The sequence below is a fragment of the Mesorhizobium sp. USDA 4775 genome (genome assembly GCF_054062655.1).
This window is the reverse complement of record NZ_JBSSFM010000001.1, coordinates 1,210,065-1,236,175: the sequence shown is the minus strand read 5'-3', so window position 1 is coordinate 1,236,175 and position 26,111 is coordinate 1,210,065. Positions and strand designations below refer to the sequence as shown.

Here is a 26,111-nt window from a genome sequence, read left to right as displayed (position 1 = left end):
CTTTCGTCTTGCCGGGTGAAGGGGCGCTCTCGACTCGAACGGGAGCACTACCCTAGTTTGCCCGCAAGATTGCAGGCGGCGGACGCATGAAAAAACTCATCCCAATCATTCTCAGGCCAGTCATTCTCGGCTTGACGCTGGCGGCGACGCTGTTCGCGGCTGAGGCGGCGACATTGGTGCCGGCGGGAAACCGCAATGCCGAGCAGCCCGATATCCCCGGCGCGTCGAGCCGGCGCACGCAGGCGACCAACACCACCTTCCAGGCGAAATACCGCAAGGTCTATGCCTTGCTGCAGAACGACCCCGACCTGCGCGGCAAGATCAAGAAGGCCGCTGCCGCCTATGGCATCGATCCGATGCATATCGTCGGCGCCATCGTCGGCGAGCACACCTACAATGTCGACGCCTATGACCGGCTGCAGACCTATTACGTCAAGGCGATCTCCTACCTCTCCAGCAAGCTCTCCTTCGCCTATGATGGCGAGGACATCACCGATTTCGTGCAGCGGCCGGAATTCAAGAAATGCGCCGGGATGTCGGACAGCTACGACCTCTGGGAATGTCGTGAACAGGTCTGGAACCATACGTTTCGCGGCAAGAACGTCGGCGGCGAGGACTTTCCCGATGACCGCTTCGGCGCCACCTTCTTCCAGCCCTATTATGCCGGCCAGACTTTTGGGCTCGGTCAGCTCAACCCGCTGACCGCGCTGCAGATGAGCGATCTCGTGCACAAGGTGTCGGGCCTGCCGAAGCTCGATGTCGGTGACCCCAATTCGGTCTACAAGACCATCATGGATCCCGATCTGACACTGCCTTATGTCGCCGCGACGATCAGGAAATCGATCGATGCCTACAAGAGCATTGCCGGCTTCGACATTTCGGGCAATCCCGGGCTGACCGCGACTCTCTACAATGTCGGCAATCCGGAGCAGCGCGCCGATGCGCTGAAGGCGGAGAACGACAGGCGTCGCGCCGCAGGCGAGCCGGAAAAACTGCCGGAGGAGAATTATTACGGCTGGCTGGTCAACGACAAGCTGCCGGAGCTGAAGGCGCTTTTTTAGACCGGTTCACGCCGCCAGCAACGACTTCAGCTTGACGGCCTGCGATCCCAGCGCCTCCGGTGCCGGCTTGGCCCGCTTGCCGATCAGCATTTCGGCCAGCCGGATGTCGCGGGCGACCGCATTGCCGGGGCCGATGCCGCTGGCCGCCACCAGCCTGCCGTCTTCGGCGAGATGGAAAAGTATGAAGGCGCCGTCACCGAGATCGCGGCGCACCGTGTTTCGGCCTTCGTCCGAAAGTCCGGCTATCTGCAGTGACAGGCCATACTGATCCGACCAGAACCACGGCACCGCCGCATGCGCCTCGCCGGCACCGAGCATGTTCTTTGCCGCCAGTGCGCCTTGTTCCTGGGCGTTGCGCCAGGCCTCCAGCCGCACGCGGCGGCCGCCATAGACGGCAAGCGGGAACGAACAGCAGTCGCCGGCGGCAAAGATGTCGGGATCGCTGCTGCGCAGCTCGGCATCGACAGCGATGCCATTGTCTATCGTCAGGCCGGCCTCGGCCGCGAGCCCGGTCACCGGCACGGCGCCGATGCCGATAATGGCGAGGTCGGCTGATATCTCGCGCCCGCCGGCGAGTGTCAGGTACACTTGCCTGCCGTCGTCGGCGATGGAGGCAATACCTTGACCACACACGATGTCGACGCCTTCGGCGACATGGGCCTGATGGATGATTTCGGCGATCTCGGCCGGCACGCCGCGCATCAGGATGCGCGGCTGCGCCTCGATGACCGTGACCGCAGCACCGAGCTTGCGGGCCGCGGCGGCGAGTTCGAGGCCGATGAAGCCACCGCCGATGACGGCAATGCGGTTGCCGGCACGGAGATGGCCGCGAATGGCCAGCGCATCGGCGAAGGTCCTGAGATACACGCAGCGCGCGCCAAGGCCGGGCAACGGCAGCTTGCGTGGGGTCGAGCCGGTGGTCAGCAGGAGCTTGTCGTAAGGCAGGACCGAACCATCCGACAGGCGCACCCTATGTGCGGCGCGATCGATCGCCACGGCCTGGACGGAATGGATATGGCGGATCGACCTCTCGGCCAGCACCGCGTCGCTGGCGATCGCCTTGATTTCCGGCGCGTCGCTGGCCATCGCCTCCTTGGACAGAGGCGGCCGTTCGTAGGGCAGATACGGCTCGTCGCCGACCAGCGTCACCGGCCCATCATAACCGAGATCGCGCAGCGCAAGTGCTGCCCGCCCGCCGCATTCGCCGGCGCCGATGATGACCATGCCCCGCGCCATCTCCGTCACCCGATCTGAACGAGGACTTTGCCGGCGTCGACCTTGACCGGATAGGTTTTCAGATTGACGCAGACCGGGGCGCCACGGGCCGCACCCGTCTTGTAGTTGAAGCGGCCATTGTGCTTGGGGCATTCGATGATGTCGTCCATCACCAGACCGTCGGCGAGATGCACCTTTTCATGCGTGCAAAGCCCATCGGTGGCGAAATAGTCATCGTCGGGACTGCGATAGATGGCGAAGGTGCGGCCGCCATGATCGAAGCGCATCACGTCCTCTTCATCGATGTCACCGGCGGCACACGCCTCGACCCAGTCGCTCATTCAGTCCTCCCCTGGAAGATCGGATAGCCAGCGCGCGATCATTCCGCAGCGGCGGCGACGACATCGTTGTGGAATTCCTCGCGGTATGGCCTGGCGGTCGGCGGCAGTTCGCGCTTGAGGAAATAATCCTCGTTGCGCAGCTGACGCAGGAAGACCGGGACCATCTCGCGATAGCCGGCCAGGATCGACGGCGTCGGCGCCGGCAGATCATGCTTGATCAGTTCATGCAGCCGGGGCAGCGCATGGTAGGGCACCATGGGGAACATGTGATGCTCCACATGGTAGTTCATGTTCCAGTAGATGAAGCGGCTGATCGGGTTCATGTAGACGGTGCGGCTGTTCAGCCGATGGTCGATGACATTGTCGGCGAGGCCGCCATGCTGCAGCAGGCCGACCATGACGTGATGCCAGGCGCCATAGAGCCTGGGCAGGCCGACCAGCATCAAGGGCAGGAACGAGCCGGAATAGATCGCCAGCGCGATGGTTGCGGCATAGATCGCCGTCCAGATGCGGGCAATGCGGATCGCCTTGCCCTGCTCCTGCTCGGGAACGAAGGTCTTTTCGGCGGCGCTGATGTTGCCGGCGGCGTTGCGCAGCATGTCCGACATCGCATGCCAGGCGTCCAGCACGCCGACAAAGCCGAGCAGCGCGCGCACCAGGTCCGGCGGCCGCATGACCGAGATTTCCGGGTCACGGCCGACGATGATGGTGTCGGTGTGATGGCGCGTGTGGCTCCAGCGCCAGGTCACCGGATTGCGCATGATCATGAAGCAGGCGATCTGATAGACCGCATCGTTCATCCACTGCGTCCGGAACGCCGTACCGTGCCCGCATTCATGCCAGCGTGAATCCGTCGATGAGCCGTAGAGGACGCCGTAGACGAAGAAGAACGGCACGCACCACCAGCTGCCCCAGAACCAGGCGCCACCGGCGCCGCTGGCGATGAGCGCGGCCAGCCAGATCGCGGTGTCGCGGATCGCCGGCCCGTCGGAGCGCTGCATCAGCTCCTTCATCTGCTTGCGGGACACGTCGGTGTGATACCACTCGGCCGCCGACAGGCCGGTTTCCACGGCAAGTTTGGCGTCGCGGCCGATCAGGCTGTAGTCCCGCCGGGACGGCGCAGTGATCATGATTGCCTCCTCGGCAGGCACTCGCCCAGGCGAATGCCGGTTGCCCATATGGCTTCTAGCGTGAAAGTACCGCTTGCCCATGATAGACTCAATATCACAAAGATAGTTTCTATCATTTCCTATCAGAATGATGTATCGTGCCCGGCAACGGAACCGAGGGCGACCATGGCGAAACGGCCGACCATATCCGATCTGTCACGCATCTCCGGCGTAAGCGTTGCCACGGTGGACCGCGTGCTCAACAATCGCCTGCCGGTGCGCGAGGAGACCGCGCGGCGCGTCTATGAGACCGCGACCGAGATCGGCTATCACGCGGCCGGCCTGATCAAGCAACGGATGCGCCATGAACTGCCGGAGTACCGGCTCGGCTTCCTGCTTTTGCGAGGCAACGATGTCTTCTACGGCGATTTCGCGGCGGAGCTCGAACTGGCGGTGTCGCAATCGCAGCGGTTCCGTGGCGCCGCAACCATCGACTTCGCCAGTTCCCTGGTCCCCGACGAGATCGCTGCCCAGATGCGCAAGCTGGCGGCAAAATCGAGGGCCATCGCCGTTGTCGGCCCGGACCATCCGACCCTGACGGCGGCGGTCGAGGCGTTGAAGGCGAGAGGGCAACCGGTCTTCTCGCTGCTGTCCGACTTTGCCGCCGGTATCCGCGAGGGCTATGTCGGCCTCGACAACCGCAAGGTTGGTCGTACCGCGGCCTGGATGATCGCCAGGGCGGCGCGGCAGCCCGGCAAGGTCGCCCTCTTCGTCGGCAGCCATCGCTTCCATGGCCACGAGTTGCGCGAGATCGGCTTCCGCTCTTTCTTTCGCGAGCATGCACCCGACTTCAGCGTGCTGGAAACGCTGGTCAATCTGGAGGCAAACCAGGTGACCCATGATGCGATGATCGATCTTCTGGCGCGCTATCCGGATCTTGCCGGCTGCTACGTCGCGGGCGGCGGCATGGAAGGCGCGGTATCGGCGCTGCGGGCAGCAAGGCCGGTGCATATGCCGGTGGTCGTCTGCAACGAGATCAACGCCGAGTCGCGCGCGGCACTCGCCGACAACATCCTGACCATGGTGATCTCCACGCCGCTCGCCGCGCTCTGCCGCGAACTGGTCGATCGCATGGTGCATGCCATCGAGACCGGCGCGGCCAATGCGCCTGGCCAGACCTTCCTGCCCTTCGACATCTATCTGCCGGAAAATATCTGACCTTTGCCGGGCGGAAGCAGCCGCCGGAAATGATAGAATCCATCAGGACGATCCGAAAATCCGGCGGCAGGCCGCGGAATCGCCCTTGACGTTCCGCTGGAATGGAATAAATATTTCACCCACTGTACATTTTGGTTCTTTCGTTCCGGAACGTCTGTTTCAAACAGAGGGTTTGGCATTCCAGCTCAAGCAGGGGCCAGCCCAAGTAGGGGATGCCACACGGAGCGAAGCGATATCAGGGAGAGATTCCCCGGGGAGATCGGGGATTCCGGATAGATCGGTGCAACCGGACACCAAAAGTGGAGGAGAGATACAATGAAGAAACTGCTTTTGGGCGTCGCCTTCGCGGCGCTGATGAGTTCATCGGCTTTTGCCGCCAAGATCGGCGTATCGATGGCCAAGTTCGATGACAACTTCCTCACCGTGCTGCGCAACGGCATGATCGCCCAGGCCAAGGGCATGAGTGGCGTCGAGCTGCAGGTCGAAGACGCACAGAACGACGTTGCCAAGCAGCTCGACCAGATCAAGAACTTCGCCGCTTCGGGCGTCGACGCCATCATCGTCAACCCGGTCGACACCTCGGCCACGCAGGCGATGTCCGACGCTGCCGCCGCCGCCAAGATCCCGCTGGTCTATGTCAACCGCGAGCCGGTCAACGTGAACTCGCTGCCCGACAATCAGGCCTTCGTCGCCTCGAACGAGGCCGATTCCGGCACGCTCGAGACCAAGGAAGTCTGCCGCCTGTTCAAGGAAGCCGGCAAGAAGGAAGCCAATGTCTATGTGATCATGGGCGAGCTTTCCAACCAGGCCGCCGTGCAGCGCACCAAGGACATTGAAGAGGTGATCGCCACGCCGGACTGCAGCTTCATCAAGATCATCGACAAGCAGACCTCGAACTGGAACCGCGACGAGGCGCAGAACCTGATGACCAACTGGCTGTCGACCGGCAAGAAGTTCGACGGCGTCATCGCCAACAATGACGAAAGCGCCATCGGCGCCATCCAGGCGATGAAGGCCGCCAACATCGACATGAAGTCGGTTGTCGTCGGCGGCGTCGACGCCACGCAGGACGCGCTTGCCGCCATGCAGGCCGGCGACCTCGATGCAACCGTGTTCCAGGACGCCGCCGGCCAGGGCGCAGGCGCGCTGGATGCGGCGCTGAAACTGTCCAAGGGCGAGAAGGTCGAGCACAAGGTCTACGTGCCGTTCCAGCTTGTCACCCCGGCAAACATCGACAAGTTCCTGAAGAAGAACTGAGCCGCGGACATAGGAGCGGCGCGCGCGCAGAAGGCAGCGCCGCTCCCCTTTCCCTCGGCGCCTGACGGCGCTCGAGGCGCGACCGCGGCTGACGGAGGATAGAAGATTGGCACAGACATCTCATGGCGTCGGAGGGCTTACCTACGATGCGAAGAAGCGCGCCTGGCCGGCCGAATTCAACGTTTTCCTGGCGCTCGTCATTCTCGTCGTCATCTTCGAACTGATCGGCCGCATCTTTCTCGGCGACAGTTTCCTGTTCAACACCCGCAGCGACGTCTCGGGGATCTTCAATGAGGCCCGCCTGCAGATCATCATCCTGCAGGTGTCGATCGTCGGCATCATCGCCATCGGCGTGACGCAGGTGATCATTTGCGGCGGCATCGACCTGTCTTCGGGTTCGATCGTCGGGGCCACCGCCATGATCGCCATGAGTTTCGCCCAGGTGGCGACCGTCAACGGCAATCCCAACCCGAAGGCGATGTTCCTGGCGCAAGGCTGGACCGACCTGCCCGTCATCGTGCCGCTGCTGGTGGCGATCGGCTGCGGGCTGCTCGCCGGCCTCGTCAATGGCTCCTTGATCGCCTACACGCGCATTCCTCCCTTCATCGCCACGCTCGGCATGATGGTGACCGCGCGCGGCATCGCCAAATGGTGGTCGAAGGGCCAGCCCATCTCGTTTCCCACCGACAGTTTCGCGGCGATCGGCAAGGGCCTGATGCCCGTCATCATCTTCCTGTCGCTGGCCGTGCTGTTCCAGCTCATCATGAGCTACACACGCTACGGCAAGCACTGTTACGCGATCGGCTCCAATGAGGACGCCGCGCGCATGTCCGGCATCAAGATCGCCAACCACAAGATCCTGGTCTACGTCATCGCCGGCATCCTCGCCTCGCTCGCCGCGGTGGTGCTCTCGTCCAAGAACCTCACCGCCCAGGCCGGCATGGGGGTGATGTACGAACTCGACGCCATCGCCATGGCCGTCATCGGCGGCGTCTCGCTGTCGGGCGGCCGCGGCTCGATCATCGGCACGGTGATCGGCTCGCTGATCTTCGGCGTCATCATCTCCGGCTTCACCTTCCTGCGCCTCGACGCCTACTACCAGGAGATGGTGAAGGGCGTGATCATCGTCGGCGCGGTCGTTCTCGACCAGTGGCGCCAACGCCTGCGGGCATTGAGGGCTTGACCATGTCAGACATCGTCCTGAAGACCGAAAACCTGACCAAGCGCTATGGCGGCGTGCATGCGCTGGAAGGCGCAAACTTCGAACTGCGCAAGGGCGAGCATGTCGCCATCATGGGCGACAATGGCGCCGGCAAATCGACCTTCGTGCGCCAGATCACCGCTGTCGAGCAGCGCACCAGCGGCCAGATCTGGTTCGACGGCAAGGAAGTGAATTTTGCCGGGCCGATCGAGGCCCGCACCGCGGGCATCGAGACAGTGTTCCAGAACCTGGCGCTGGCCGACGATCTCGACGTGCCGTCGAACCTGTTCCTCGGCCGCGAAAAGGTGCTGTTCAATCTGGGGCCCTTCTCAATCCTCGACCGCAAATACATGCGCAAGGCAACCGAGGCGGCGCTGGTGCGCACGGCGGTGAAGATCCCCAATCTCTCCAACACCATCCGCCACATGTCGGGCGGCCAGCGGCAGTGCGTGGCGATCGCACGGACCGCGACCTTCGCCTCCAAGCTGATCATCATGGACGAGCCGACAGCCGCACTCGGCGTGCAGGAGACGGCGCAGGTCGAAAACATCATCCGCACGCTGAAGGACAATGGCGAGCCGCTGATCCTGATCAGCCACAATATGCGCCAGGTATTCGACCTGTGTGACCGCATCGTGGTGTTCCGGCGCGGCCGCATCGTCGCCAATCTGCGCAAGGAGAATACCGACGGCCAGGACATCGTCTCCTACATCACCGGCGCCAAGACCGGGGAGGCGGAACTCGCGGCTTGAGGCTAGGCGATCGCCCGCTTCCGGGACGATCTGCCGCGCCAACAAAATACCCCAGGCACCTTTCCCTAACAGGAAGGTGCGGACACAACGCTCTCGAACCCATCCCTCAGAGGAAACATCCATGACTGTTCGTTTCGCCCTCCTCGGTGCCGGCCGCATCGGCAAGGTCCACGCCCGCGCTGTCGGCTCCAACCCGCAGGCCAAACTGGTGGCGGTGGCCGACGCCTTCGAGAAGGCGGCGACCGAACTGGCAACGGCCTATGGCGCCGAAGTGCGCACCATCGACGCCATCGAAAAGTCCAAGGACATTGACGCCGTCGTCATCTGCACGCCGACCGACACCCATGCCGATCTGATCGAGCGTTTCGCCAAGGCCGGCAAGGCGATCTTCTGCGAGAAGCCGATCGACCTGAACGTCAAGCGCGTCGAAAAATGCCTGGCCGTGGTCGAGAAGGCCAAGGCGACGCTGATGGTCGGCTTCAACCGCCGCTTCGACCCCCACTTCGCCGCCGTGCGCAAGGCAATCGACGACGGCGCCATCGGCACGGTCGAGATGGTCACCATCACCTCGCGCGATCCCGGCGCGCCGCCGATCGACTACATCAAGCGCTCCGGTGGCATTTTCCGCGACATGACCATCCATGATTTCGACATGGCGCGCTTCCTGCTCGGCGAAGAGCCCGTTGCCGTGAGCGCCCACGCCTCGGTGCTGGTCGACAAGAAGATCGGCGAGGCCGGCGATTTCGACAGCGTCAGCGTCATCCTGGAGACGGCTTCCGGCAAGCAGGCCGTCATCTCCAATTCGCGCCGCGCCACCTATGGTTACGACCAGCGCATCGAAGTGCATGGCTCGAAAGGCATGATCGCAGCCGAGAACCAGCGGCCGGTGTCCATCGAACTGGCCAATGAGAAGGGCTATACGCGCCCACCGCTGCACGATTTCTTCATGACCCGCTATCTCGACGCCTATGCGATCGAGATCGCCTCGTTCATCGCCGCCGCGACATCAGGCAAGAAAGCGGCACCGAGCGGTGCAGACGGCCTCGTGGCGCTGAAGCTGGCGGATGCGGCGCTGAAGTCGGCGACTACAGGCAAGACCGTTCGTCTCGACACGGTGCGTTGATATTCGGGTGAGGCCGGCCTGACCCGAACCTAAACACACCTTGAGTTGTTTGGAACCTAACAAAGGAGTAGGGCGATGAGCGCATCCGCCGATCGTAATTCACAGACACGCGCCATCGTCACCGGCGGCGCGCAAGGCATCGGCTTTGCCGTCGCCGAGGCGCTGGCCGACGAGGGCTGCCGGGCATTGGCGCTCATCGGCCGCTCGCAGGAGAAGGGCGACAAGGCCGTTGCCCATTTCAAAAAGGCCGGCGTCGACGCGATCTTTGTCAGCGCCGACGTCTCGAAGGTGGCGGACTGCAAGCGCGCGGTTTCGACCGCGCTCGCTCATTTCGGCACGCTGAACGCGCTGGTCAACGCCGCCGCCACCTCGGCGCGCGGCTCGCTGGTCGAAACCTCGGAAGAGCTTTTCGACCAGATCTTCGCCACCAATGTGCGCGGACCCTTCTTCTTGATGCAGGGGCTGGTCGCCCATCTCCTGGAGCGCAAGGCGCCGGGCTCGATCGTCAACGTGCTGTCGATGTCGGCGCATTGCGGCCAGTCGTTCCTGACGCCCTATTCGACCAGCAAGGGCGCGCTGATGACGCTGACCAAGAACGTCGCCAACGCCTATCGCTTCAACCGCATCCGCTGCAACGCGGTCCTGCCTGGATGGATGGATACCGAGGGCGAGGACATCGTGCAGAAGAAATGGCACGACGCCCCGGACGACTGGCTGGCGAAAGCCGAAGCCGCGCAGCCGATGGGCCAATTGGTCAAGCCGGACCAGCTGGCCCGGCTGATCAGCTACATGGTCAGCCCGCAATCGGGGGTGATGACGGGGTCGCTGGTTGACTACGACCAGAGCGTTGCCGGGTCGTCGCCGGAGTAGCAGCGAGCCCTGCGCAAACGCTCCTCACTTCGTCATCCACGGGCGGAGCAAGGAGCGAAGCGACGCCGCGCAGCCTGAGGATGACGAAATCGCGAGGGTACGGCTCATCCCTGATTGACTGTCGTCGAGGGGACGTGACAAACGCCTCGGCTTCGACTATATGAGCCGCATGATCCACCTGTCCGCCACCTATTGGTACTTTAGCAGCTCGCTGGCGGCGGGAGGATTGCGCTCGATCTGAAGATTGCAGCAACACAATCCGAACAGCCGCCAGACCTGGCGGCTTTTTTGTTTCAGCCGGCAGGTCTCCTAACAGGAGCAGAAAGCCGTGTTGACCACCACAGACGACCTGCGGGTCAAGGAAATCCGAGAACTGAGCACGCCGGACCAGGTGATGCGGGAGATCCCGCGCACGCTGACGGCGACGCGCACCGTGAGCGCCTCACGCAATGCCATCCACGCCATATTGAACGGCACCGACGACCGGCTGCTTGTCGTCGTCGGACCTTGTTCGATCCATGATCCGGTCGCGGCCGTTGACTATGCCAGCCGTCTGGCGGCGCTGCGCGAGACCCTGTCCGACCGGCTCGAGATCGTGATGCGGGTGTATTTCGAGAAGCCGCGCACCACGGTCGGCTGGAAGGGCCTGATCAACGACCCCGACCTCGACGGAAGCTTCAACATCGACAAGGGGCTCAGGATGGCGCGCAATGTGCTGTCGGCGGTCAACAATCTCGGCCTGCCGGCGGCGACCGAATTCCTCGACATGACCACGCCACAATACATTGCCGACCTCGTCGCCTGGGGCGCCATCGGCGCGCGCACCACCGAGAGCCAGATCCACCGCGAGCTGGCCTCGGGCCTGTCCTGCCCGGTCGGCTTCAAGAACGGCACCGACGGCAATCTCAGGATCGCCGGCGAGGCGGTAAAATCGGCCGCCCAGCCGCATCATTTCATGGCGGTGACCAAGGGGGGACGCAGCGGCATTGCCACCACCACGGGCAATGAAGACTGCCACGTCATCCTGCGCGGCGGAGTCCAGCCGAACTATGACGCGGCAAGCGTCGAGGCGGCCTCGCTCGAACTCGCCCGCCTCGGTGTCGCGCCGCGGCTGATGATCGATGCCAGCCACGCCAACTCGACCAAGAAGCCGGAGAACCAGCCCAAGGTGGCGGCCGATGTGGCCGGCCAGGTGGCGGCGGGCGACGAGCGCATCATCGGCCTGATGATCGAGAGCAATCTCGTCGCCGGCCGGCAGGACGTGGTGCCCGGCAAGCCGCTCGTATATGGCCAGAGCATCACAGATGGCTGTATCGACTGGGCGACCACCGAGACCGTGCTGCACGGCCTTGCCGGCGCCGTCGAATGGCGCCGGTCGGCACGCCGCGCCATGCTGGAAAGCCGGCAAGGCGCTGCCTGACAGGACGGCAATGTGGGAAGGGCGGCGCTGGATTACGCCGTCCTCAGCCCTTCCCAGGCGGTGAACACCGAGACCGCAAAGAGCAACAGCCCGACCGCGCGGCCGGCAAGGATGGTCGCCCGCGGATTGGCGATCAGAAGCTTGCGGCTGCGGCCGGCGGTGATTGCAAGCCCGCCATAGATCCCGGCCTGGGTGATCACCGTCATCAGACCCATGACAGTCGCCTGCACCCAGATCGGGCCGTAGTCCGGCTTCAGGAACTGCGGATAGACGGCAAGCACGAACAGATAGGCCTTCGGATTGATCAGGCAGGTCACCAGCCCCTGACGAAACGCCTTCCATGCGGAGCGGCTGCCGACAGGCCCGTCCTGACCGACGGTGATGGAGCTGCGCATCAGCGTGATGCCGATGAAGGCCATGTAGGCGGCGCCGGCGATCAGCAGCGGCTTGAACAGGATCGGCACGAAATGCATCAGCAGGCCGACGCCGATCGCCCCGTTCAGCGTGTGCACCATGCCGCCGACCATGATGCCGCCGGTCGCGGCCAGACCCCTGTCGCGGCCGCCGGTCAGCGCATTGGCCAGCACGAACAGCATGTCCATGCCCGGAACGGCGATGATGCCGAACAGCAGGATAAAGAAAAGCCAGAGATTTTCCGCGTAGCCCATGTCAGTTGCCTGTCGCCTCGTTCCACCAAGCCGCAGCGGAACCTGTTGATTTTCAATTCGATAGGCAGTCCTATAGGTCGACCCAACTGACAAGGGTGTGTCAGTTGCGGTCGGAGCCGGGTGAGGAAAATGCGCAAGGCGTCACGCCTGTTCGAGATCATCCAGATCCTGCGGCTGGCGCGGCACCCGGTGACGGCCGCCATGATCGCCGAACGGCTGGAAGTGACGATCCGTTCGATCTATCGCGACATCGCCGCACTTCAGGCGATGCGCGTGCCGATCGAGGGTGGGCGCGGCATCGGTTATATCTTGCGCCCCGGTTTCGACCTGCCGCCGCTGATGTTTTCGATCGAGGAGATGGAGGCGATCGTGCTGTCGCTGGCGCTGCTGGAGCGCACGGGCGACGACGAGCTCAAGCAGGCGGCCAAGCGCGTCAGCAGCAAGATCGCCGGCGCGGTGCCGCCGCCGCTGCGCCAGACATTCGACGCCAATGCCCTGCATGCCTGGGGCTTTGCCGCCCCCTCGGCCGGCACGATCGACCTGGCTCTGGTGCGCCGCGCCGTCCGCGACGAGGAGAAGCTCGACCTCTCCTATCGCGACGAAGCAGGCCGGACCACGCAACGCATCATCCGGCCGATCGCGCTGATCTACTACGCCGAGTCCGCCAACATCGTCGCCTGGTGCGAACTGCGGCACGCGATCCGCAATTTCCGCAGCGACCGCATCGAGGACTGCCAGCCGACCGGGCTGCACTTCAAGGGCGAAGGCGACCGCCTGCGCCAAATCTGGGTCGACGGCTGGGAAACCCCGGCCCCCGGCGGCTAGACGAGCAGGTATTACCGCACATCCACCCAGCGCTTTTCCTCGAAGGAACGTGCCATGGCGTGCACGGTGCGCTCGATCTCCAGACCCTCGGCGAATTCGATGAGGCGCGCCGGTCGGCCGGCGAGCCGCGTCAGCAATTCGTGGCACTCGATGATCTTGAGGTCGTTGAAGCCCAGGCCATGGCCGGGCGCCGGCAGGAAGGCGTCGTAGGGCTTGTGGTGCGGCGCCACCAGGATGGTGCGGTAGCCCTGTTCGGTCGGGCGATCCGCGGTGAGATAGAGCTGCAATTCGTTCATTCGCTCCTGGTCGAACAGGATCGAGCCCTTGGAGCCGAAGATCTGGATGGCGATGCGGCCCTTGCGGCCCCAGGCCGAGCGGTTGACCTGGAGCGTGCCGGCAATGCCGTTTTCCAGATGCATCAAGATGCTGGCGATGTCGTAGGTCTCGACCGCGCGGCGGCCGCCCGCCGCCAGCTTGCGGTCGGCATAGGGCTTGGCCATATCGCAGATGACGCTGGCGACGCGGCCGAACAGGACAGAGACCAGCGACAGCGGATGCACGGCGAAGTCGTCGAGCGCGCCGTAGCCGGAGGCGGCATCGTGCTTCCAGAAGAACAGCGCCTCGGGATCGGCCATGAAATCTTCGTCCATCTCGATGCGCAGATGATTGACCTCGCCGATGATCTTCTCGTCGAGCAGCGCGCCGATGTGACGGATGGCCGGGCTCTGGATGTAATTGTAGCCAAGGGCAGCGACCTTGCCGGATTTCCTGGCCGCTTCCGCCATCGCCTCGGCTTCGGCAAAGCTCGGCGCCATCGGCTTTTCGCACCACAGATGCTTGCCGGCCTGGAGGATGGCGATGGCCATTTCCGGATGGAACTGGTTGGGCGTGGTCAGCGAGACGATATCGACTTCCGGATCGTTGACGACGGCGCGCCAGTCGCCTGAGGCCTTGGCGAAGCCGAACTCCCCGGCCTTGCGCCGGGCAAGCTCCTCATTGACCTCGCCGAGATGGACGAGCCTGGGCTTGGCCACGTCGGGAAAGACGGCGCCGACGGCACTCCACGCAATGGCGTGGCACTTGCCCATGAAACCCGTGCCGATAAGACCGACGCCGACCATTTTCTGTTTCCTCCGCTGCCTGAAGCACTGCGTGGATGAATTAGTCCATTTTCTCTCCAAATGGAATGTCTGCCTCATTTTTTATGGCGTTCTTGCGCAGGCTCGCTATGATGGGGCAGAGAGGACGTTTCACGGATGAGCTTGGACGGGCCGACGATGGACGAACGGGTACCTCGCGACTTCGAGACGCTGCGCGCCACCATCCTGGACCGGCGCGAAAGCCTGCCCAAGCGCATCGCCCAGATCGCCGCCTACGCGCTCGACAATCCCGACGACATCGCCTTCGGTACCGCCGCCAGCATCGCCGCCTCGGCCGGCGTGCAGCCCTCCACCCTGATCCGCTTTGCCCAGCAGCTCGGCTTCGACGGCTTCACCAGCCTGCAGCAGGTGTTCCGCGAGCGGCTGCGCGAGCGCAACTCATCCTATGACGAGCGGCTGCAGGCGCTGCGCGCCAAGGCCGAGGGCGGCGCCGGTCACCGCGCGATCTTCGACGGCTTCGTCGCCGCCGCCAGCACCTCGCTCAACGACATTTCGCGCACGCTGGACGATGCGCATCTGGAAGAGGCGATTTCGCTGCTGGCAAAGGCGCAGACCATTTATGTCTTAGCCAAGCGCCGCTCCTATCCGGTGGCGAGCTATATCGCCTATGCGCTGGGCAAGCTGAAGATCCGCAACCAGCTGATCGAATCGGCCGCCGGCCTGAACGCCGAGATGATCGCCTTCGCCACGCCGGCGGACGCCGTCATCGCCATCTCCTTCTCGCCCTACGCGCCGGCCACCATCGAGGAAGCCCGCACCATTTCAGAACAGGGCGTGCCGATCGTCGCCATCACCGACAGCTCGTTTTCGCCGCTCGCCCAGTTCGCCAGGGTCTGGTTCGAGGTTGCCGAGGCGGATTTCGCCGGCTTCCGTTCGCTGTCGGCGACGATGGCCCTGGCCATGGCGTTGACCGTTGGCGTCGGCGAGAAGCGGCGCGATACCGCCCGCAGGCGCAAAGCCTGATCGGGCACCTAAAAGCCAATTTTAGATCCGGGAATGCTCATTCCATATTGACTATGGATTGGAATTATTATTTCATATTCCCGGCACCACGCCGCCGCTCGCGCGTGTTACCCAAACAATGTTGTTCCTGACAACAAGTCTGACGGGAGGTTCCAATGAGCGAAGCCGTGGACGCCAGACAGGCGCCGCTCGACGTCATCACCATCGGTCGCGCTTCCGTCGACCTCTACGGCCAGCAGATCGGCTCGCGGCTGGAGGACATCACCTCTTTCGCCAAGTCGGTCGGTGGCTGCCCGGCCAACATTTCGGTCGGCACGGCGAGGCTTGGCCTGCGTTCGGCGCTGCTGACGCGCGTCGGCGACGAGCAGATGGGCCGCTTCATCCGCGAACAGCTGAAGCGCGAAGGCGTCAACACCGATGGGCTGAAGACCGACAAGGAGCGGTTGACCGCCCTGGTGCTGCTTTCGGTCGAGAGCGAAGGCGTTTCGCCGATGATCTTCTACCGCTCGGACTGCGCCGACATGGCGCTGGCGCCGGAAGACATTGACGAGGCCTTCATCGCCTCGGCACGCTCGATCGTCGTCACCGGCACGCATTTTTCCCGCCCCAACAGCGACGCCGCCCAGCGCAAGGCGATCCGCATCATGAAAGCCAAGGGCGGCAAGGTTATCTTCGACATCGACTATCGGCCCAATCTGTGGGGCCTTGCCGGCCATGCCGAAGGCTTCGAGCGCTATGTCAAATCCGACCGGGTCTCGGCCCAGCTGAAGACCGTGCTGCCCGATTGCGATCTCATCGTCGGCACCGAGGAAGAGATCATGATCGCCTCGGGCGCCGACGACTGCCTGAGCGCGCTGAAGACGATCCGCGCGCTGTCGGCGGCCACCATCGTGCTGAAACGCGGCGCCATGGGCTGCATCGTCTATGACGGACCGATCAGCGACGATCTGGAAAACGGTGTCGTCGGCAAGGGTTTTCCGATCGAGATCTACAATGTGCTGGGCGCCGGAGACGCCTTCATGTCCGGCTTCCTGCGCGGCTGGCTGGGCGGGCAAGACCACGCGACGGCGGCGACCTGGGCCAATGCCTGCGGCGCCTTCGCCGTGTCGCGGCTGCTCTGCGCGCCGGAATATCCGACCTTCGAGGAGCTGCAGTTCTTCCTCAAGAACGGCAGCAAATACAGGGCGCTGCGCAAGGACGAGGCGATCAACCATATCCATTGGGCAACGACCCGGCGGCGCGATATCCCCTCGCTGATGGCACTCGCCTGCGATCACCGTGTGCAGCTAGAAGACGTGGCGGCGAAAGCCGGCGCCGATGCGGCGCGCATCCGCGATTTCAAGGTGCTGGCGGTCAAGGCGGCGGCCAAGGTCGCTGCCGGCCGTGACGGCTACGGCATGCTGATCGACGAGAAACATGGCCGCGAGGCGATGTTCGAATTCGCCAGGCATTCCTTCGCCTGGCTCGGACGCCCCGTGGAACTGCCGGGCTCGCGGCCGCTGCGTTTTGAGTTCTCGCAGGACATCGGCTCGCAACTGGTGGAATGGCCGGTCGACCATTGCATCAAGTGCCTGTGCTTCTACCACCCCGACGATCCGGCGGCCTTGAAGGAGGAACAGCAGCAGAAATTGCGCGCGCTGTTCGAGGCGGCGCGGAAAGTCGGCCGGGAACTGCTCGTCGAGATCATCGCGGGCAAGCACGGCAAGCTCGACGACATGACCATTCCGCGCGCGCTGGAAGAGCTTTATGCGCTCGGCATCAAGCCGGATTGGTGGAAACTCGAACCGCAGGCTTCAGCCGGTGCCTGGACCAGGATCGAAGCGGTCATCCTGAAGCATGATCCGTGGTGCCGCGGCATCGTGCTGCTTGGCCTGGAAGCGCCGCAGGACGAGCTGGAAGCCGCCTTTGCGGCCACCGCCAATGCGCCGATCGTCAAGGGTTTCGCCGTCGGCCGCACCATCTTCGTCCATGCGGCCGAAGAGTGGCTGGCCGGCAGGATGTCGGATGACGAGGCTGTCGCCGACATGGCGTCGCGCTTCGAACAGTTGACCGAGGCGTGGCTTGCCGCGCGCGGCCGCAAGGCGGCATAAGAAGGCGCGGCACAAGGACTGCGGAGGAAAACACCATGAGCAAGACAATCCGCCTGACGATGGCGCAGGCGCTGACCCGCTTCCTGTCCCGCCAGATGACCGAGATCGACGGCAAAAAGATGCCGATCTTCGGCGGCGTCTGGGCGATCTTCGGTCACGGCAATGTCGCCGGCATGGGCGAGGCGCTCTACCAGGTGCGCAACGAATTGCCGACCTTCCGCGCCCACAATGAACAGGCGATGGCGCATGCGGCTATCGCCTATGCCAAGGCCAATTTCCGCAGCCGCTTCATGGCCGCGACCTCTTCGATCGGCCCCGGCGCGCTCAACATGGTGACGGCGGCGGCGCTTGCCCATGTAAACAGGTTGCCTGTCCTGTTTTTGCCCGGCGACGTCTTCGCCAACCGCATCCCCGACCCGGTGCTGCAGCAGGCCGAGGATTTTTCCGACGGCACGGCGACGGTCAATGACTGCTTCCGTCCGGTGTCGCGCTATTTCGACCGCATCACGCGGCCGGAGCAGATCATCCCGGCGCTGAGCCGCGCCATGCAGGTGCTGACCGATCCGGCCGATTGCGGCCCGGTGACGCTGTCGCTCTGCCAGGATGTGCAGGCCGAGGCCTATGACTATCCCGAAAGCTTTTTCGCCGAACGGGTCTGGCACCAGCGTCGGCCGCGCCCGGACCGCCACGAACTCGCCGCCGCTGTGGCGGCACTCAAGGGCGCGAAGAAGCCGCTGATCATCGCCGGCGGCGGCGTTCTCTATTCGCAGGCCTCCGATGCGCTGGCCGAATTCGCCCAGGGCGCCGGTATTCCGGTCTGCGAGACACAAGGCGGCAAATCCTCGCTGCCGGACGATCATCCGCTCAACATGGCGGCGGTCGGCGTCACCGGCACCTCGGCCGCCAACCGGCTGGCGGAAGATGCCGATGTGGTGCTCGCCATCGGCACGCGCCTGCAGGATTTCACCACCGGCTCATGGGCGCTTTTCAAGACTTCCGGCAAGACCATCATCGGGCTGAACGTCCAACCTTTCGATGCCGGCAAGCACCGGGCACTCCCGCTGGTCGCCGACGCGGCCGAGGGACTGGCCGAACTCGGCGCGGCGCTGAAGGGCTGGAAGGCGCCTGCCGCCTGGACCGACAATGCGGCCAAGGGCAAGAAGGCCTGGCAGGCCGACGCGGCCAAGGTGACGGCCTCGACCAACGCCGCTTTCCCGTCCGACGCGCAGGTGATCGGCGCCGTGCAGCGGGCCATGGGCTCCGGCGTGACGCTGCTGCATGCAGCCGGCGGTCTGCCCGGCGAATTGCACAAGCTTTGGCAGGCCGGCGCGCCGGGTTCCTACCACGCCGAATACGGCTTCTCGACCATGGGCTACGAGATTGCCGGCGGACTCGGCACCAAGATGGCCAAGCCCGGCGAAGAGGTGGTCGTCATGATCGGCGACGGCTCCTATCTGATGCTGAATTCGGAGATCGCCACCTCGGTGATGCTGGGTTTGAAGCTCACCATCGTGCTGCTCGACAACCGTGGGTATGGCTGCATCAACCGGCTGCAGATGGCGACCGGCGGCGCCAACTTCAACAATCTCCTGAAGGATTCGCGCCACGAAATCCTGCCCGACATCGACTTCGCCGCGCACGCGGCGAGCATGGGCGCAATTGCCGAGAAAGTGCCGTCGATTGCCGGCCTGGAAAACGCCCTGCAGAAGGCGAAGACGAACGACCGCACCACCGTGCTGGTCATCGACACCGACCCGCTGGTCTCCACCGACGCCGGCGGCCATTGGTGGGATGTGGCGGTGCCGGAAGTCTCCGCGCGGCCGCAGGTCAACGCGGCGCGCAAGGCCTATGACGAAAAGCGCCAGATGCAGAGCGTTGGCGATTGATGCTAAGTCGGCGCTGCTCCCTACCTCCCCCTTGTGGGGAGGTCGGACCGAGGGTCCGGGTGGGGGTCGGCGTCGCACCCCCACCCCGCTGCTTCGCAGCGACTTGCCGGGGCGAGCCACGGGTCTCGCCCGTCCTTCGGACCCCCACAAAGGGGAGGACAGATACGAACTGAAACTGGAGTGACGACTTGAAAGCCAAACTGGGCATGTCCCCCATCGCGTGGTGGAACGACGATCTTGCGGAACTGAGCGATGACGTGTCGCTGGAGGAGTGCCTGCGCCAGTCGCGCTCGGCCGGCTTCACCGGCATGGAGATGGGGCGGCGCTTCCCCAACGATCCCGCTGTCATGCTGCCGATCCTGAAAGCCGCCGACGTGACGCTGTGCGGCGGCTGGTTTTCCGGCACGCTGGTCGATGAGGAGATGAGCAAGAACAAGGATCGCATCCAGCCGATGATCGAGCTGTTCAAGGCGGTCAACGCGCCTTGCATCGTCTATGGCGAGGTCGGCCGCTCGATCCAGGGCGACCGCTCGAAGCCGCTGGCCACCAAGCCGAAACTCACCGGCGACGAGATGAAGGCCTATGCAAGGCGCCTGACCGAATTCGGCGAATGGTGCGCCGAACAAGGCATGCCGCTGTCCTATCATCACCACATGGCGGCGGTGGTCGAGACCGAGCCGGAGCTCGATGCATTCATGCGCCATTCCGGCGAAGGCATTCCGCTGCTGCTCGATGCCGGACACCTGGCCTTTGCCGGCGGCGATGTGCTGCGCGCCATCGACAACCACCACAAGCGCATCAGCCATGTGCATGTGAAGGATGTGCGCATGGATGTGATCGACAGGCTCGACCGCACGAAACAGTCGTTCCTCGACGCCGTGGCGCTCGGCGCCTTCACCGTGCCGGGCGACGGCTCGCTCGACTTCGGCGCCATCGTGCAGCGCTTCGCCGACCATGGCTATGAAGGCTGGTTCGTGGTCGAGGCCGAGCAGGACCCGAAGAAGAACCCGCCGCTCAAGATGGCGCAGGTCGGCCACAAGGAGCTGATGCGGGTGATGACATCAGCCGGCTACACGGTCGAAACCCAGGGTTTTCCGAATGCCTGACGCGACGGGTTCACGGCGAGGCAGGTTGCTGTAGATTGGCCCGATGAAAGATTCCGAGCACCCCTTCTTCCGCCCGTTGTGGCGGCGTGTCGCCGTCGTCGCGGTCTGTATCATCTGGTCGATCATCGAGTTCACCACCGGCACGCCATTCTGGGGCACCATCGCGCTCGGCTTCGCCGGCTATGCCGTCTGGCAGTTTTTTTATCTGTACAAGCCGGTTGATGAGAACAAGGCGCCGGCCGAGTCCGAACCGAAGGAGTAACCCGATGTCGAAGCTGCTGGTGAAGGCCGACAAGGGCCATGGCCGCGTTGCCCATGTGACGCCGAAAAGCGCCGGCTGGACCTATGTCGGTTTCGACCTGCATCGGCTGCAGCCCGGCGAAAGCGCCTCGGGAAAGACGCAAGACCGCGAAGTCTGCCTGGTGTTCGTCACCGGCAAGGGCAGCGCGACAGCCGGCGGCAAGGATCTCGGCCTGCTCGGCGCGCGTATGTCGCCTTTCGAGGGCAAGCCGTGGTCGGTCTATGTGCCCGAGGGATCGGACTGGTCGGTGACAGCGGACACCGAATTGGAACTCGCAGTCTGCTCGGCCCCCGGCCTCGGCGGCGGCTTGCCGGTTCGGGTGATCGGGCCGGACGATCTCGGCCAGGAGGTGCGCGGCAAGGGCACCAACACGCGCTACGTCACCAACATCCTGCCGGAAGGCAAGCCGGCCGATTCCTTGCTGGTGGTCGAGGTCATCACGCCGGGCGGCCACACGTCGAGCTATCCGCCGCACAAGCATGACCAGGACAATCTGCCGGCAGAATCCTATCTCGAGGAGACCTATTACCACCGCCTCAACCCGCCGCAGGGCTTTGCCTTCCAGCGCGTCTACACCGATGCCGACACGAATGGCCATCGCGCGCTGGACGAAGCCATGGCGATCGAGGATGGCGATGTCGTGCTGGTGCCCAAAGGCTATCACCCCTGCGCCGCCTGCCATGGCTACGATCTCTACTATCTCAACGTCATGGCCGGGCCGAAGCGGACGTGGAAATTCCACAATGCGCCCGAGCACGAATGGTTGATGAAGGCCTGACCGTTTTGCGTTTCCGGCTGAACTTATTGGTCCAGCTCGGAAAAATCGTCGGCTAAGGACCTATTGGGTCGATTTGCCTTCGAAAACCCTTCAAAGCTTCGTCAATCCGTCATGGAAATCACCTATGGCAGCGGTCTGACGAGGATTTTCGATGCGTTATGCCATCTACTTCACCCCCCGGCAGGACGAACCGCTGGCGCGGATCGCCGCCAACTGGCTGGGCCGTGACCCATTCGGCGCGGCGACAAGGCCGGTTGAGGCCGTGGCCGATCTGGCGGCGGAGGAAGTTGCCTTCCACACCGCCTCGGCACGCCGCTATGGCTTCCACGCGACGCTGAAAGCACCCTTTCGCCTGGCTGCCAGCGAGACCGAGACGTCGCTGCGCGCCGCAATCGACCATTTTGCCGAAGCGACGCCGGTTGTGACGATCCCGCGTCTCTTCGTCAGCCAGATCGACAGCTTCTTCGCGCTGGTGCCGGAAGGACCGCTGCCGCCGCTCAACCGTTTCGCCGACGAGGTGGTGCGCGATTTCGACCGCTTCCGCGCGCCACTGACCGAGGCCGAGATCGAACGGCGCAGCCCGGATTCGCTGAAGCCGGCCGAGTTCCGCAATCTCTGCCAGTGGGGTTACCCCTATGTCTTCGAGACCTTCCGCTTCCACATGACTCTGTCGGGCCGCGCCGGGCCACAGGAAAGCCCTCGTTTGCGCGCAGCAATCGACAGCCTGTTCGCGGATGTGTTGCGGCAGCCGGTGCTGGTCGACGCGTTGACGCTGTTTATCGAGCCCGAACCGGGCGCGCCGTTCATGGTGCTTTCGCAGCACGCGCTGGGACGCCGCCCGGCAAGGAAAACTGCCTGAACTAACCTGCTCGAAGAACCAAAGGACTGCCCGAAATGACCGCCGAAACCGCTCTTTCCAACGCCCGCATCGTGCTTGCCAACGAGATCGTCGAGGGGTCGCTGGTGCTGCGTGATGGCTTTATCGCCGGCATCGATGCCGGCGGCAGCCGGTCGGGCGAGGACATGGGCGGCGACTATGTCATTCCCGGGCTGGTCGAGCTGCACACCGACCACCTGGAAGGCCATTACGCACCCCGGCCTAAGGTGCGCTGGAATCCGATCGCCGCAGTGCTTGCCCATGACGCGCAGGTGGCGACGGCCGGCATCACCACCGTGCTCGACGCCTTGCGCGTCGGCATGGACGAGGACGCCGACCTCACCTTAGCCGATATCCGCAAGCTGGCCGATGCCATCGAGGACAGCGTCGCGCAGGATCGTCTGCGCGCCGATCACTTCCTGCATCTGCGCTGCGAGGTTTCGGCGCCGGACTGCCTGCAGGCCTTCGCCGATTTCGACCGGGACGACCGGGTCAAGCTGGCCTCGCTGATGGACCATGCGCCCGGCCAGCGTCAGTTCGTCAATCTCGAAACCTATGCCTATTACTACCAGCGCAAGCTGAAGCTGACCGACCGCGACTTCAAACTGTTCTGCGAAAAGCGGCTGGCGGAATCGGCGCGCTATTCGGCGCCGAACCGCGCGGTGATCGCGGCTGCCTGCCGTGAGCGCGGCATTGTGCTTGCCAGCCATGACGACGCCACATCGGGCCATGTCGACGAGGCGATCGAGCAGGGCGTGCGCGTTGCCGAGTTCCCGACCACCGAGGAAGCGGCGCGCGCTTCGAAGGCCGCGGGCCTGGGTGTTCTGATGGGTGCGCCGAATGTCATGCGCGGCGCCTCGCATTCGGGCAATGTCTCGGCGCGCGCGCTGGCCGGCGACGGCCTGCTCGACATCTTGTCATCAGACTATATTCCCTTCAGCCTGATCCAGTCGGCCTTCTTCCTCGGCGACATGGTCGAAGGCATTTCGCTGCCGCAGGCGGTCGCCATGGTGTCGAAGAACCCGGCCGAGGCCGTTGGCCTGACCGACCGCGGCGTCATCGAGCAGGGCCGCCGCGCCGACCTGGTGCGCGTGCGCGTCGACGACCATGTTCCGGTGGTGCGCACCGTCTGGCGGCAAGGGCGCCGGGTCGCATGATGGTGTCGGCCTTGATCGAGCGCGAGTTGTCCGCTGAAACGTTCCCTGTGCGTCATGGCGTCTTTGTCGCCGTCGTGGGGCCGAGCGGCGCCGGCAAGGACACGGTGATCGGTTACGCCCGTGCCCTCTTCGCCGATGAGACCCGGCTGGAATTCGTCCGCCGCGTCATCACCCGGCCAAGCGATGCGGCGAGCGAGGATCACGACACACTGGCCGACGCCGCCTTCGTCGAGGCCGAGGCCGACGGCGCCTTCGCCATCTCCTGGGAAGCGCATGGCTTGCGCTACGGCCTGCCTGCCGATGTCGACTGGTCGGTCGCCAATGGCCATGTGGCGGTGGCGAACGTGTCGCGTGCGATCATTCCCACCTTGCGCGAGCGCTATGCCAATCTGGCCATTGTCGAGATCACCGCTTCGCCTGACGTGTTGGCCGAGCGGCTGGCGATGCGCGGCCGCGAGTCGCGCGGCGAAGTGCTGGCGCGCCTGGCGCGCAGCGCCAATGTGACCCTGACCGGCCCCGGCGTGACCACGATCGACAATAGCGGCCCGCGCGAAGTGGCGGGCGAGCGCTTCGCCGAGCTGCTGCGCAAGGCAATGGCCTTCTCCGACATGTCGGGCATGATCTGATTTAGGCGTGCATCCTGCAGCGGCAGCGTGCGCGGCTCAATTGGCCCCAAGCGCCGCCCATTGGCGCTCACTTGCTTTCCCGCGGCTTCCGGAGCGCTATGTGGTGCTGACCACAGAAGTGATTCCAGGCCACGCGTCCTGGAACACCCGATCAGAGAATCCGGGGCGAACGAGGACAGGGAGCTTTCATGCAGACGCTGACGCCCATCCTCCCGACGGTCACGGCGGCATTTCTCGCCTCCTTCGTCGAGGTCGTCGAAGCCTTCACCATCGTGCTTGCGGTCGGCGTGACGCGCAGCTGGCGCCCGGCGCTGACTGGCGCCGCCTTGGCGCTGGCGTTGCTGGCGGCGCTGGTGCTGGCGTTCGGGCCGCTGCTGGCGCTGGTGCCGATCACCACGCTGCAGTTCATCGTCGGGGTGCTGCTGGTCCTGTTCGGCATGCGCTGGCTGCGAAAGGCCATCCTGCGCAGCGTCGGCGTCATTGCACTGCATGACGAGGAGGCGGCCTTCTCCAAGGAGACCGCCGCCCTCAGCCAGCAGGCCAATGACCGCCGCGCCGACTACCTCGCCGGCCTGGCCTCGTTCAAGGCGGTGCTGCTCGAGGGTGTCGAGGTTGTGTTCATCGTCATTGCCGTCGGCGCCGCCCATGGGCAGACGCTCTACGCCAGCCTGGGCGCGCTGGCAGCCTTCGTCCTGGTGATGCTTATCGGCCTGGCGGTGCACCGGCCGCTGGCACGCGTGCCGGAGAATGCGCTGAAATTCGTGGTCGGGCTGATGCTGACCAGCTTCGGCATCTTCTGGACCGGCGAAGGCATAGGCGCCGACTGGCCGGGCGCCGATCTCGCTCTGCTCGCCATCTTCTCCATCGTCACGCTGGCGTCCTTTGCCATGGTGCGCTGGCTGCGCGGCACCTATCCCGTATCAGCCGGAGGATTCGCCCGATGAGCATCATCCGTCTTGTTGCCAGGGAATTCTTCGGCATGTTCGTCGATGACGGCAATCTGGCGCTGTTGGCGCTGGTGCTGGTGGCCGCCGTCGCGGCGGCGGTGAAGCTGCTGGCCCTGCCGCCGCTGCTCGGCGGCGTGCTGCTGCTGGTCGGCTGCCTCGCCATCCTGCTGCAAAGCGTTCGCCGCGCGGCACGTGCGGTCAAACGATAAAGGCGGCCCGCATGGCCGCTACCTCGGGCATCGTTTCGATAGCAAAACGATGCCCCAGCGATGCTGGCTATCCCTTGAACGCCGGCAGGGTCAGGCCCTTGACGCCGACATCGAGCGCGAACAGTCCACCCGGATTCTTCTGGCGGACGAAGTGGCTGGCCGGGCGCTTGAGGACGGCTGACGTGACATAGAGGATGTCGAGGTCCTTGCCACCGAATTCGCAGCAGGTCGGCAGGTCGGTCGGCAGAACCACGGTCTGCATCAATTCGCCATCAGGATCATATCGGCAGACCTTGCTGGTCACCGGGATGGTCACCCAATAGCATCCCTCGGCATCTACGGTGGCGCCGTCGGCGACGCCGCCGGTCGCCGTCATGTCGATGAAGGTGCGGCGGTTTTCGATATCGCCGGTGGCGGCCTCGAAATCATAGGCCCACACCGCGCCGGCATGGCTGTCGGAGAAATACATGGTCTTGGAATCCGGGCTCCAGGCCAGCCCATTGGAGCAACCGATGCCATCGATCATCTTGTGCACGGAAAGGTCGGGATCGAGCCTATAAAGCGCGCCGATGAATTCGATCGGCTGACCCGGCACCTCGAACATCGAGCCCGACCAGAAGCGGCCCTGGCGATCCGGCTTGCCGTCATTGAAACGGGTGTTGGGCATATGAGATTCCGGGTCGACGATCGCCTGGAAAGTGCCGGTCGCCGGGTCGAAGAAGTGAAAGCCGTTGGCCATGGTCAGCACAAGGCCGCCCCTCTCGCGCAGGCCGAGGCAGCCGAGATATTCCGGTGTCTCGAAGGTCTCGTCCTTGCCGGTCGCTGGATCATAGCGGTGGATCAGCTTCTTCCAGATGTCGATCCACCACAGCACGCCGGCCTTGGGGTCCCAGAGCGTGCCTTCGCCGAGTTCGGCCCTGGCATCGACGACGCAAGTGATTTCGACCATGG

General features: G+C 64.3%; 26 protein-coding genes. 20 read left to right on the top strand and 6 right to left on the bottom strand.

Annotated features, from left to right (window positions below):
• Positions 1–86: 86 nt before the first annotated feature.
• Positions 87–1,061 (top strand): DUF1402 family protein, encoded by a 975-nt coding sequence (locus ACVILI_RS06255; RefSeq protein WP_019862610.1) that lies wholly within the window; start codon positions 87–89, stop codon positions 1,059–1,061.
• A gap of 6 nt (positions 1,062–1,067) precedes the next feature.
• Here ACVILI_RS06255 and ACVILI_RS06250 read toward each other — a convergent pair whose 3' ends face one another.
• The 3 genes from ACVILI_RS06250 to ACVILI_RS06240 are packed head-to-tail and all read right to left on the bottom strand — an operon-like array spanning position 1,068 to position 3,747.
• Positions 1,068–2,297 carry an NAD(P)/FAD-dependent oxidoreductase gene (locus tag ACVILI_RS06250; RefSeq protein ID WP_084791727.1) on the bottom strand — a complete coding sequence of 410 codons (1,230 nt, stop codon included), beginning with the start codon at positions 2,295–2,297 and terminating at the stop codon, positions 1,068–1,070.
• Between the two features lie 5 nt (positions 2,298–2,302).
• A complete protein-coding gene (locus ACVILI_RS06245) occupies positions 2,303–2,617 on the bottom strand; it encodes a MocE family 2Fe-2S type ferredoxin (RefSeq protein ID WP_019862608.1) in 315 nt (104 codons plus the stop codon).
• Positions 2,618–2,655: 38 nt separating this feature from the next.
• The gene (locus ACVILI_RS06240; RefSeq protein WP_038653683.1) at positions 2,656–3,747 is read right to left on the bottom strand and encodes a fatty acid desaturase family protein; all 1,092 of its coding nucleotides are present in this window, start codon (positions 3,745–3,747) and stop codon (positions 2,656–2,658) included.
• A gap of 165 nt (positions 3,748–3,912) precedes the next feature.
• On the opposite strand from ACVILI_RS06240, the gene ACVILI_RS06235 reads away from it, so the two are divergent.
• The 7 genes from ACVILI_RS06235 (at position 3,913) to ACVILI_RS06205 (ending at position 11,567) form a co-directional block, all read left to right on the top strand.
• The gene (locus tag ACVILI_RS06235; protein WP_038651427.1) at positions 3,913–4,944 is read left to right on the top strand and encodes a LacI family DNA-binding transcriptional regulator; all 1,032 of its coding nucleotides are present in this window, start codon (positions 3,913–3,915) and stop codon (positions 4,942–4,944) included.
• Positions 4,945–5,259: 315 nt separating this feature from the next.
• Positions 5,260–6,201: a sugar ABC transporter substrate-binding protein gene (locus ACVILI_RS06230; protein WP_019860851.1), complete on the top strand. Its 942-nt coding sequence runs from the start codon at positions 5,260–5,262 to the stop codon at positions 6,199–6,201.
• Between the two features lie 106 nt (positions 6,202–6,307).
• Entirely contained in the window at positions 6,308–7,384 is a 1,077-nt protein-coding gene (locus ACVILI_RS06225) for an ABC transporter permease (RefSeq protein WP_019862603.1), read from the top strand.
• A gap of 2 nt (positions 7,385–7,386) precedes the next feature.
• The gene (locus ACVILI_RS06220) at positions 7,387–8,154 is read left to right on the top strand and encodes an ATP-binding cassette domain-containing protein (RefSeq protein WP_010912863.1); all 768 of its coding nucleotides are present in this window, start codon (positions 7,387–7,389) and stop codon (positions 8,152–8,154) included.
• Between the two features lie 121 nt (positions 8,155–8,275).
• Positions 8,276–9,277: an inositol 2-dehydrogenase gene (gene iolG, locus ACVILI_RS06215; RefSeq protein ID WP_038651424.1), complete on the top strand. Its 1,002-nt coding sequence runs from the start codon at positions 8,276–8,278 to the stop codon at positions 9,275–9,277.
• 75 nt (positions 9,278–9,352) lie between these two features.
• Complete coding sequence (locus ACVILI_RS06210) at positions 9,353–10,147, top strand: SDR family oxidoreductase (protein ID WP_038651421.1); 795 nt, start codon at positions 9,353–9,355, stop codon at positions 10,145–10,147.
• Between the two features lie 328 nt (positions 10,148–10,475).
• On the top strand, positions 10,476–11,567 hold the full coding sequence (locus ACVILI_RS06205; protein WP_038651418.1) for a 3-deoxy-7-phosphoheptulonate synthase: 1,092 nt from the start codon (positions 10,476–10,478) through the stop codon (positions 11,565–11,567).
• A gap of 32 nt (positions 11,568–11,599) precedes the next feature.
• On the opposite strand, the gene ACVILI_RS06200 is transcribed toward ACVILI_RS06205, so the two are convergent.
• Positions 11,600–12,235 (bottom strand): LysE family translocator, encoded by a 636-nt coding sequence (locus ACVILI_RS06200; RefSeq protein WP_019862599.1) that lies wholly within the window; start codon positions 12,233–12,235, stop codon positions 11,600–11,602.
• 129 nt (positions 12,236–12,364) lie between these two features.
• On the opposite strand from ACVILI_RS06200, the gene ACVILI_RS06195 reads away from it, so the two are divergent.
• Positions 12,365–13,060, top strand: a complete 696-nt coding sequence (locus ACVILI_RS06195; RefSeq protein WP_038651416.1) for a helix-turn-helix transcriptional regulator — start codon at positions 12,365–12,367, stop codon at positions 13,058–13,060.
• A gap of 11 nt (positions 13,061–13,071) precedes the next feature.
• On the opposite strand, the gene ACVILI_RS06190 is transcribed toward ACVILI_RS06195, so the two are convergent.
• A complete protein-coding gene (locus ACVILI_RS06190; RefSeq protein ID WP_038651413.1) occupies positions 13,072–14,181 on the bottom strand; it encodes a Gfo/Idh/MocA family protein in 1,110 nt (369 codons plus the stop codon).
• Between the two features lie 156 nt (positions 14,182–14,337).
• Here ACVILI_RS06190 and ACVILI_RS06185 point away from each other — a divergent pair, with 156 nt between their 5' ends.
• The 11 genes from ACVILI_RS06185 to ACVILI_RS06135 all read left to right on the top strand — a co-directional run bounded on the left by ACVILI_RS06185 (position 14,338) and on the right by ACVILI_RS06135 (position 25,160).
• A complete protein-coding gene (locus ACVILI_RS06185) occupies positions 14,338–15,183 on the top strand; it encodes a MurR/RpiR family transcriptional regulator (protein WP_038651410.1) in 846 nt (281 codons plus the stop codon).
• A gap of 155 nt (positions 15,184–15,338) precedes the next feature.
• The gene (locus tag ACVILI_RS06180; protein WP_038651407.1) at positions 15,339–17,273 is read left to right on the top strand and encodes a bifunctional 5-dehydro-2-deoxygluconokinase/5-dehydro-2-deoxyphosphogluconate aldolase; all 1,935 of its coding nucleotides are present in this window, start codon (positions 15,339–15,341) and stop codon (positions 17,271–17,273) included.
• A gap of 35 nt (positions 17,274–17,308) precedes the next feature.
• Positions 17,309–19,159 carry a 3D-(3,5/4)-trihydroxycyclohexane-1,2-dione acylhydrolase (decyclizing) gene (gene iolD, locus ACVILI_RS06175; protein WP_038653680.1) on the top strand — a complete coding sequence of 617 codons (1,851 nt, stop codon included), beginning with the start codon at positions 17,309–17,311 and terminating at the stop codon, positions 19,157–19,159.
• Between the two features lie 188 nt (positions 19,160–19,347).
• Positions 19,348–20,265, top strand: coding sequence for a myo-inosose-2 dehydratase (gene iolE, locus ACVILI_RS06170; RefSeq protein WP_038651404.1), 918 nt, complete (start codon positions 19,348–19,350; stop codon positions 20,263–20,265).
• A 43-nt stretch (positions 20,266–20,308) separates the two neighbouring features.
• The gene (locus ACVILI_RS06165) at positions 20,309–20,527 is read left to right on the top strand and encodes a hypothetical protein (RefSeq protein WP_019862591.1); all 219 of its coding nucleotides are present in this window, start codon (positions 20,309–20,311) and stop codon (positions 20,525–20,527) included.
• Between the two features lie 4 nt (positions 20,528–20,531).
• Positions 20,532–21,344 (top strand): 5-deoxy-glucuronate isomerase, encoded by an 813-nt coding sequence (gene iolB, locus ACVILI_RS06160; RefSeq protein ID WP_038651401.1) that lies wholly within the window; start codon positions 20,532–20,534, stop codon positions 21,342–21,344.
• Positions 21,345–21,495: 151 nt separating this feature from the next.
• Positions 21,496–22,203: a DUF1045 domain-containing protein gene (locus ACVILI_RS06155; RefSeq protein ID WP_038651398.1), complete on the top strand. Its 708-nt coding sequence runs from the start codon at positions 21,496–21,498 to the stop codon at positions 22,201–22,203.
• Between the two features lie 35 nt (positions 22,204–22,238).
• Entirely contained in the window at positions 22,239–23,378 is a 1,140-nt protein-coding gene (locus ACVILI_RS06150) for an alpha-D-ribose 1-methylphosphonate 5-triphosphate diphosphatase (RefSeq protein WP_038651395.1), read from the top strand.
• Entirely contained in the window at positions 23,375–24,004 is a 630-nt protein-coding gene (phnN, locus tag ACVILI_RS06145) for a phosphonate metabolism protein/1,5-bisphosphokinase (PRPP-forming) PhnN (RefSeq protein WP_064985184.1), read from the top strand. Before ACVILI_RS06150 ends, phnN begins: the two co-directional genes overlap by 4 nt.
• A gap of 188 nt (positions 24,005–24,192) precedes the next feature.
• The gene (locus tag ACVILI_RS06140) at positions 24,193–24,948 is read left to right on the top strand and encodes a COG4280 domain-containing protein (RefSeq protein WP_019862586.1); all 756 of its coding nucleotides are present in this window, start codon (positions 24,193–24,195) and stop codon (positions 24,946–24,948) included.
• A complete protein-coding gene (locus tag ACVILI_RS06135; RefSeq protein WP_038651389.1) occupies positions 24,945–25,160 on the top strand; it encodes a hypothetical protein in 216 nt (71 codons plus the stop codon). The genes ACVILI_RS06140 and ACVILI_RS06135 overlap by 4 nt, the downstream gene beginning before the upstream one ends.
• 67 nt (positions 25,161–25,227) lie before the next feature.
• Here ACVILI_RS06135 and ACVILI_RS06130 read toward each other — a convergent pair whose 3' ends face one another.
• Entirely contained in the window at positions 25,228–26,109 is an 882-nt protein-coding gene (locus ACVILI_RS06130; RefSeq protein WP_038651386.1) for an SMP-30/gluconolactonase/LRE family protein, read from the bottom strand.
• Positions 26,110–26,111 lie beyond the last annotated feature (2 nt).

Coding starts and splice junctions, on each gene's coding strand:
- ACVILI_RS06255 (WP_019862610.1), top strand. CDS start 87: ATGAAAAAACTCATCCCAATCATTCTCAGGCCAGTCATTCTCGGCTTG.
- ACVILI_RS06250 (WP_084791727.1), bottom strand. CDS start 2,297: ATGGCGCGGGGCATGGTCATCATCGGCGCCGGCGAATGCGGCGGGCGG.
- ACVILI_RS06245 (WP_019862608.1), bottom strand. CDS start 2,617: ATGAGCGACTGGGTCGAGGCGTGTGCCGCCGGTGACATCGATGAAGAG.
- ACVILI_RS06240 (WP_038653683.1), bottom strand. CDS start 3,747: ATGATCACTGCGCCGTCCCGGCGGGACTACAGCCTGATCGGCCGCGAC.
- ACVILI_RS06235 (WP_038651427.1), top strand. CDS start 3,913: ATGGCGAAACGGCCGACCATATCCGATCTGTCACGCATCTCCGGCGTA.
- ACVILI_RS06230 (WP_019860851.1), top strand. CDS start 5,260: ATGAAGAAACTGCTTTTGGGCGTCGCCTTCGCGGCGCTGATGAGTTCA.
- ACVILI_RS06220 (WP_010912863.1), top strand. CDS start 7,387: ATGTCAGACATCGTCCTGAAGACCGAAAACCTGACCAAGCGCTATGGC.
- iolG (WP_038651424.1), top strand. CDS start 8,276: ATGACTGTTCGTTTCGCCCTCCTCGGTGCCGGCCGCATCGGCAAGGTC.
- ACVILI_RS06210 (WP_038651421.1), top strand. CDS start 9,353: ATGAGCGCATCCGCCGATCGTAATTCACAGACACGCGCCATCGTCACC.
- ACVILI_RS06200 (WP_019862599.1), bottom strand. CDS start 12,235: ATGGGCTACGCGGAAAATCTCTGGCTTTTCTTTATCCTGCTGTTCGGC.
- ACVILI_RS06195 (WP_038651416.1), top strand. CDS start 12,365: ATGCGCAAGGCGTCACGCCTGTTCGAGATCATCCAGATCCTGCGGCTG.
- ACVILI_RS06190 (WP_038651413.1), bottom strand. CDS start 14,181: ATGGTCGGCGTCGGTCTTATCGGCACGGGTTTCATGGGCAAGTGCCAC.
- ACVILI_RS06185 (WP_038651410.1), top strand. CDS start 14,338: ATGGACGAACGGGTACCTCGCGACTTCGAGACGCTGCGCGCCACCATC.
- ACVILI_RS06180 (WP_038651407.1), top strand. CDS start 15,339: ATGAGCGAAGCCGTGGACGCCAGACAGGCGCCGCTCGACGTCATCACC.
- iolD (WP_038653680.1), top strand. CDS start 17,309: ATGAGCAAGACAATCCGCCTGACGATGGCGCAGGCGCTGACCCGCTTC.
- ACVILI_RS06165 (WP_019862591.1), top strand. CDS start 20,309: ATGAAAGATTCCGAGCACCCCTTCTTCCGCCCGTTGTGGCGGCGTGTC.
- iolB (WP_038651401.1), top strand. CDS start 20,532: ATGTCGAAGCTGCTGGTGAAGGCCGACAAGGGCCATGGCCGCGTTGCC.
- ACVILI_RS06155 (WP_038651398.1), top strand. CDS start 21,496: ATGCGTTATGCCATCTACTTCACCCCCCGGCAGGACGAACCGCTGGCG.
- ACVILI_RS06150 (WP_038651395.1), top strand. CDS start 22,239: ATGACCGCCGAAACCGCTCTTTCCAACGCCCGCATCGTGCTTGCCAAC.
- phnN (WP_064985184.1), top strand. CDS start 23,375: ATGATGGTGTCGGCCTTGATCGAGCGCGAGTTGTCCGCTGAAACGTTC.
- ACVILI_RS06140 (WP_019862586.1), top strand. CDS start 24,193: ATGCAGACGCTGACGCCCATCCTCCCGACGGTCACGGCGGCATTTCTC.
- ACVILI_RS06135 (WP_038651389.1), top strand. CDS start 24,945: ATGAGCATCATCCGTCTTGTTGCCAGGGAATTCTTCGGCATGTTCGTC.
- ACVILI_RS06130 (WP_038651386.1), bottom strand. CDS start 26,109: ATGGTCGAAATCACTTGCGTCGTCGATGCCAGGGCCGAACTCGGCGAA.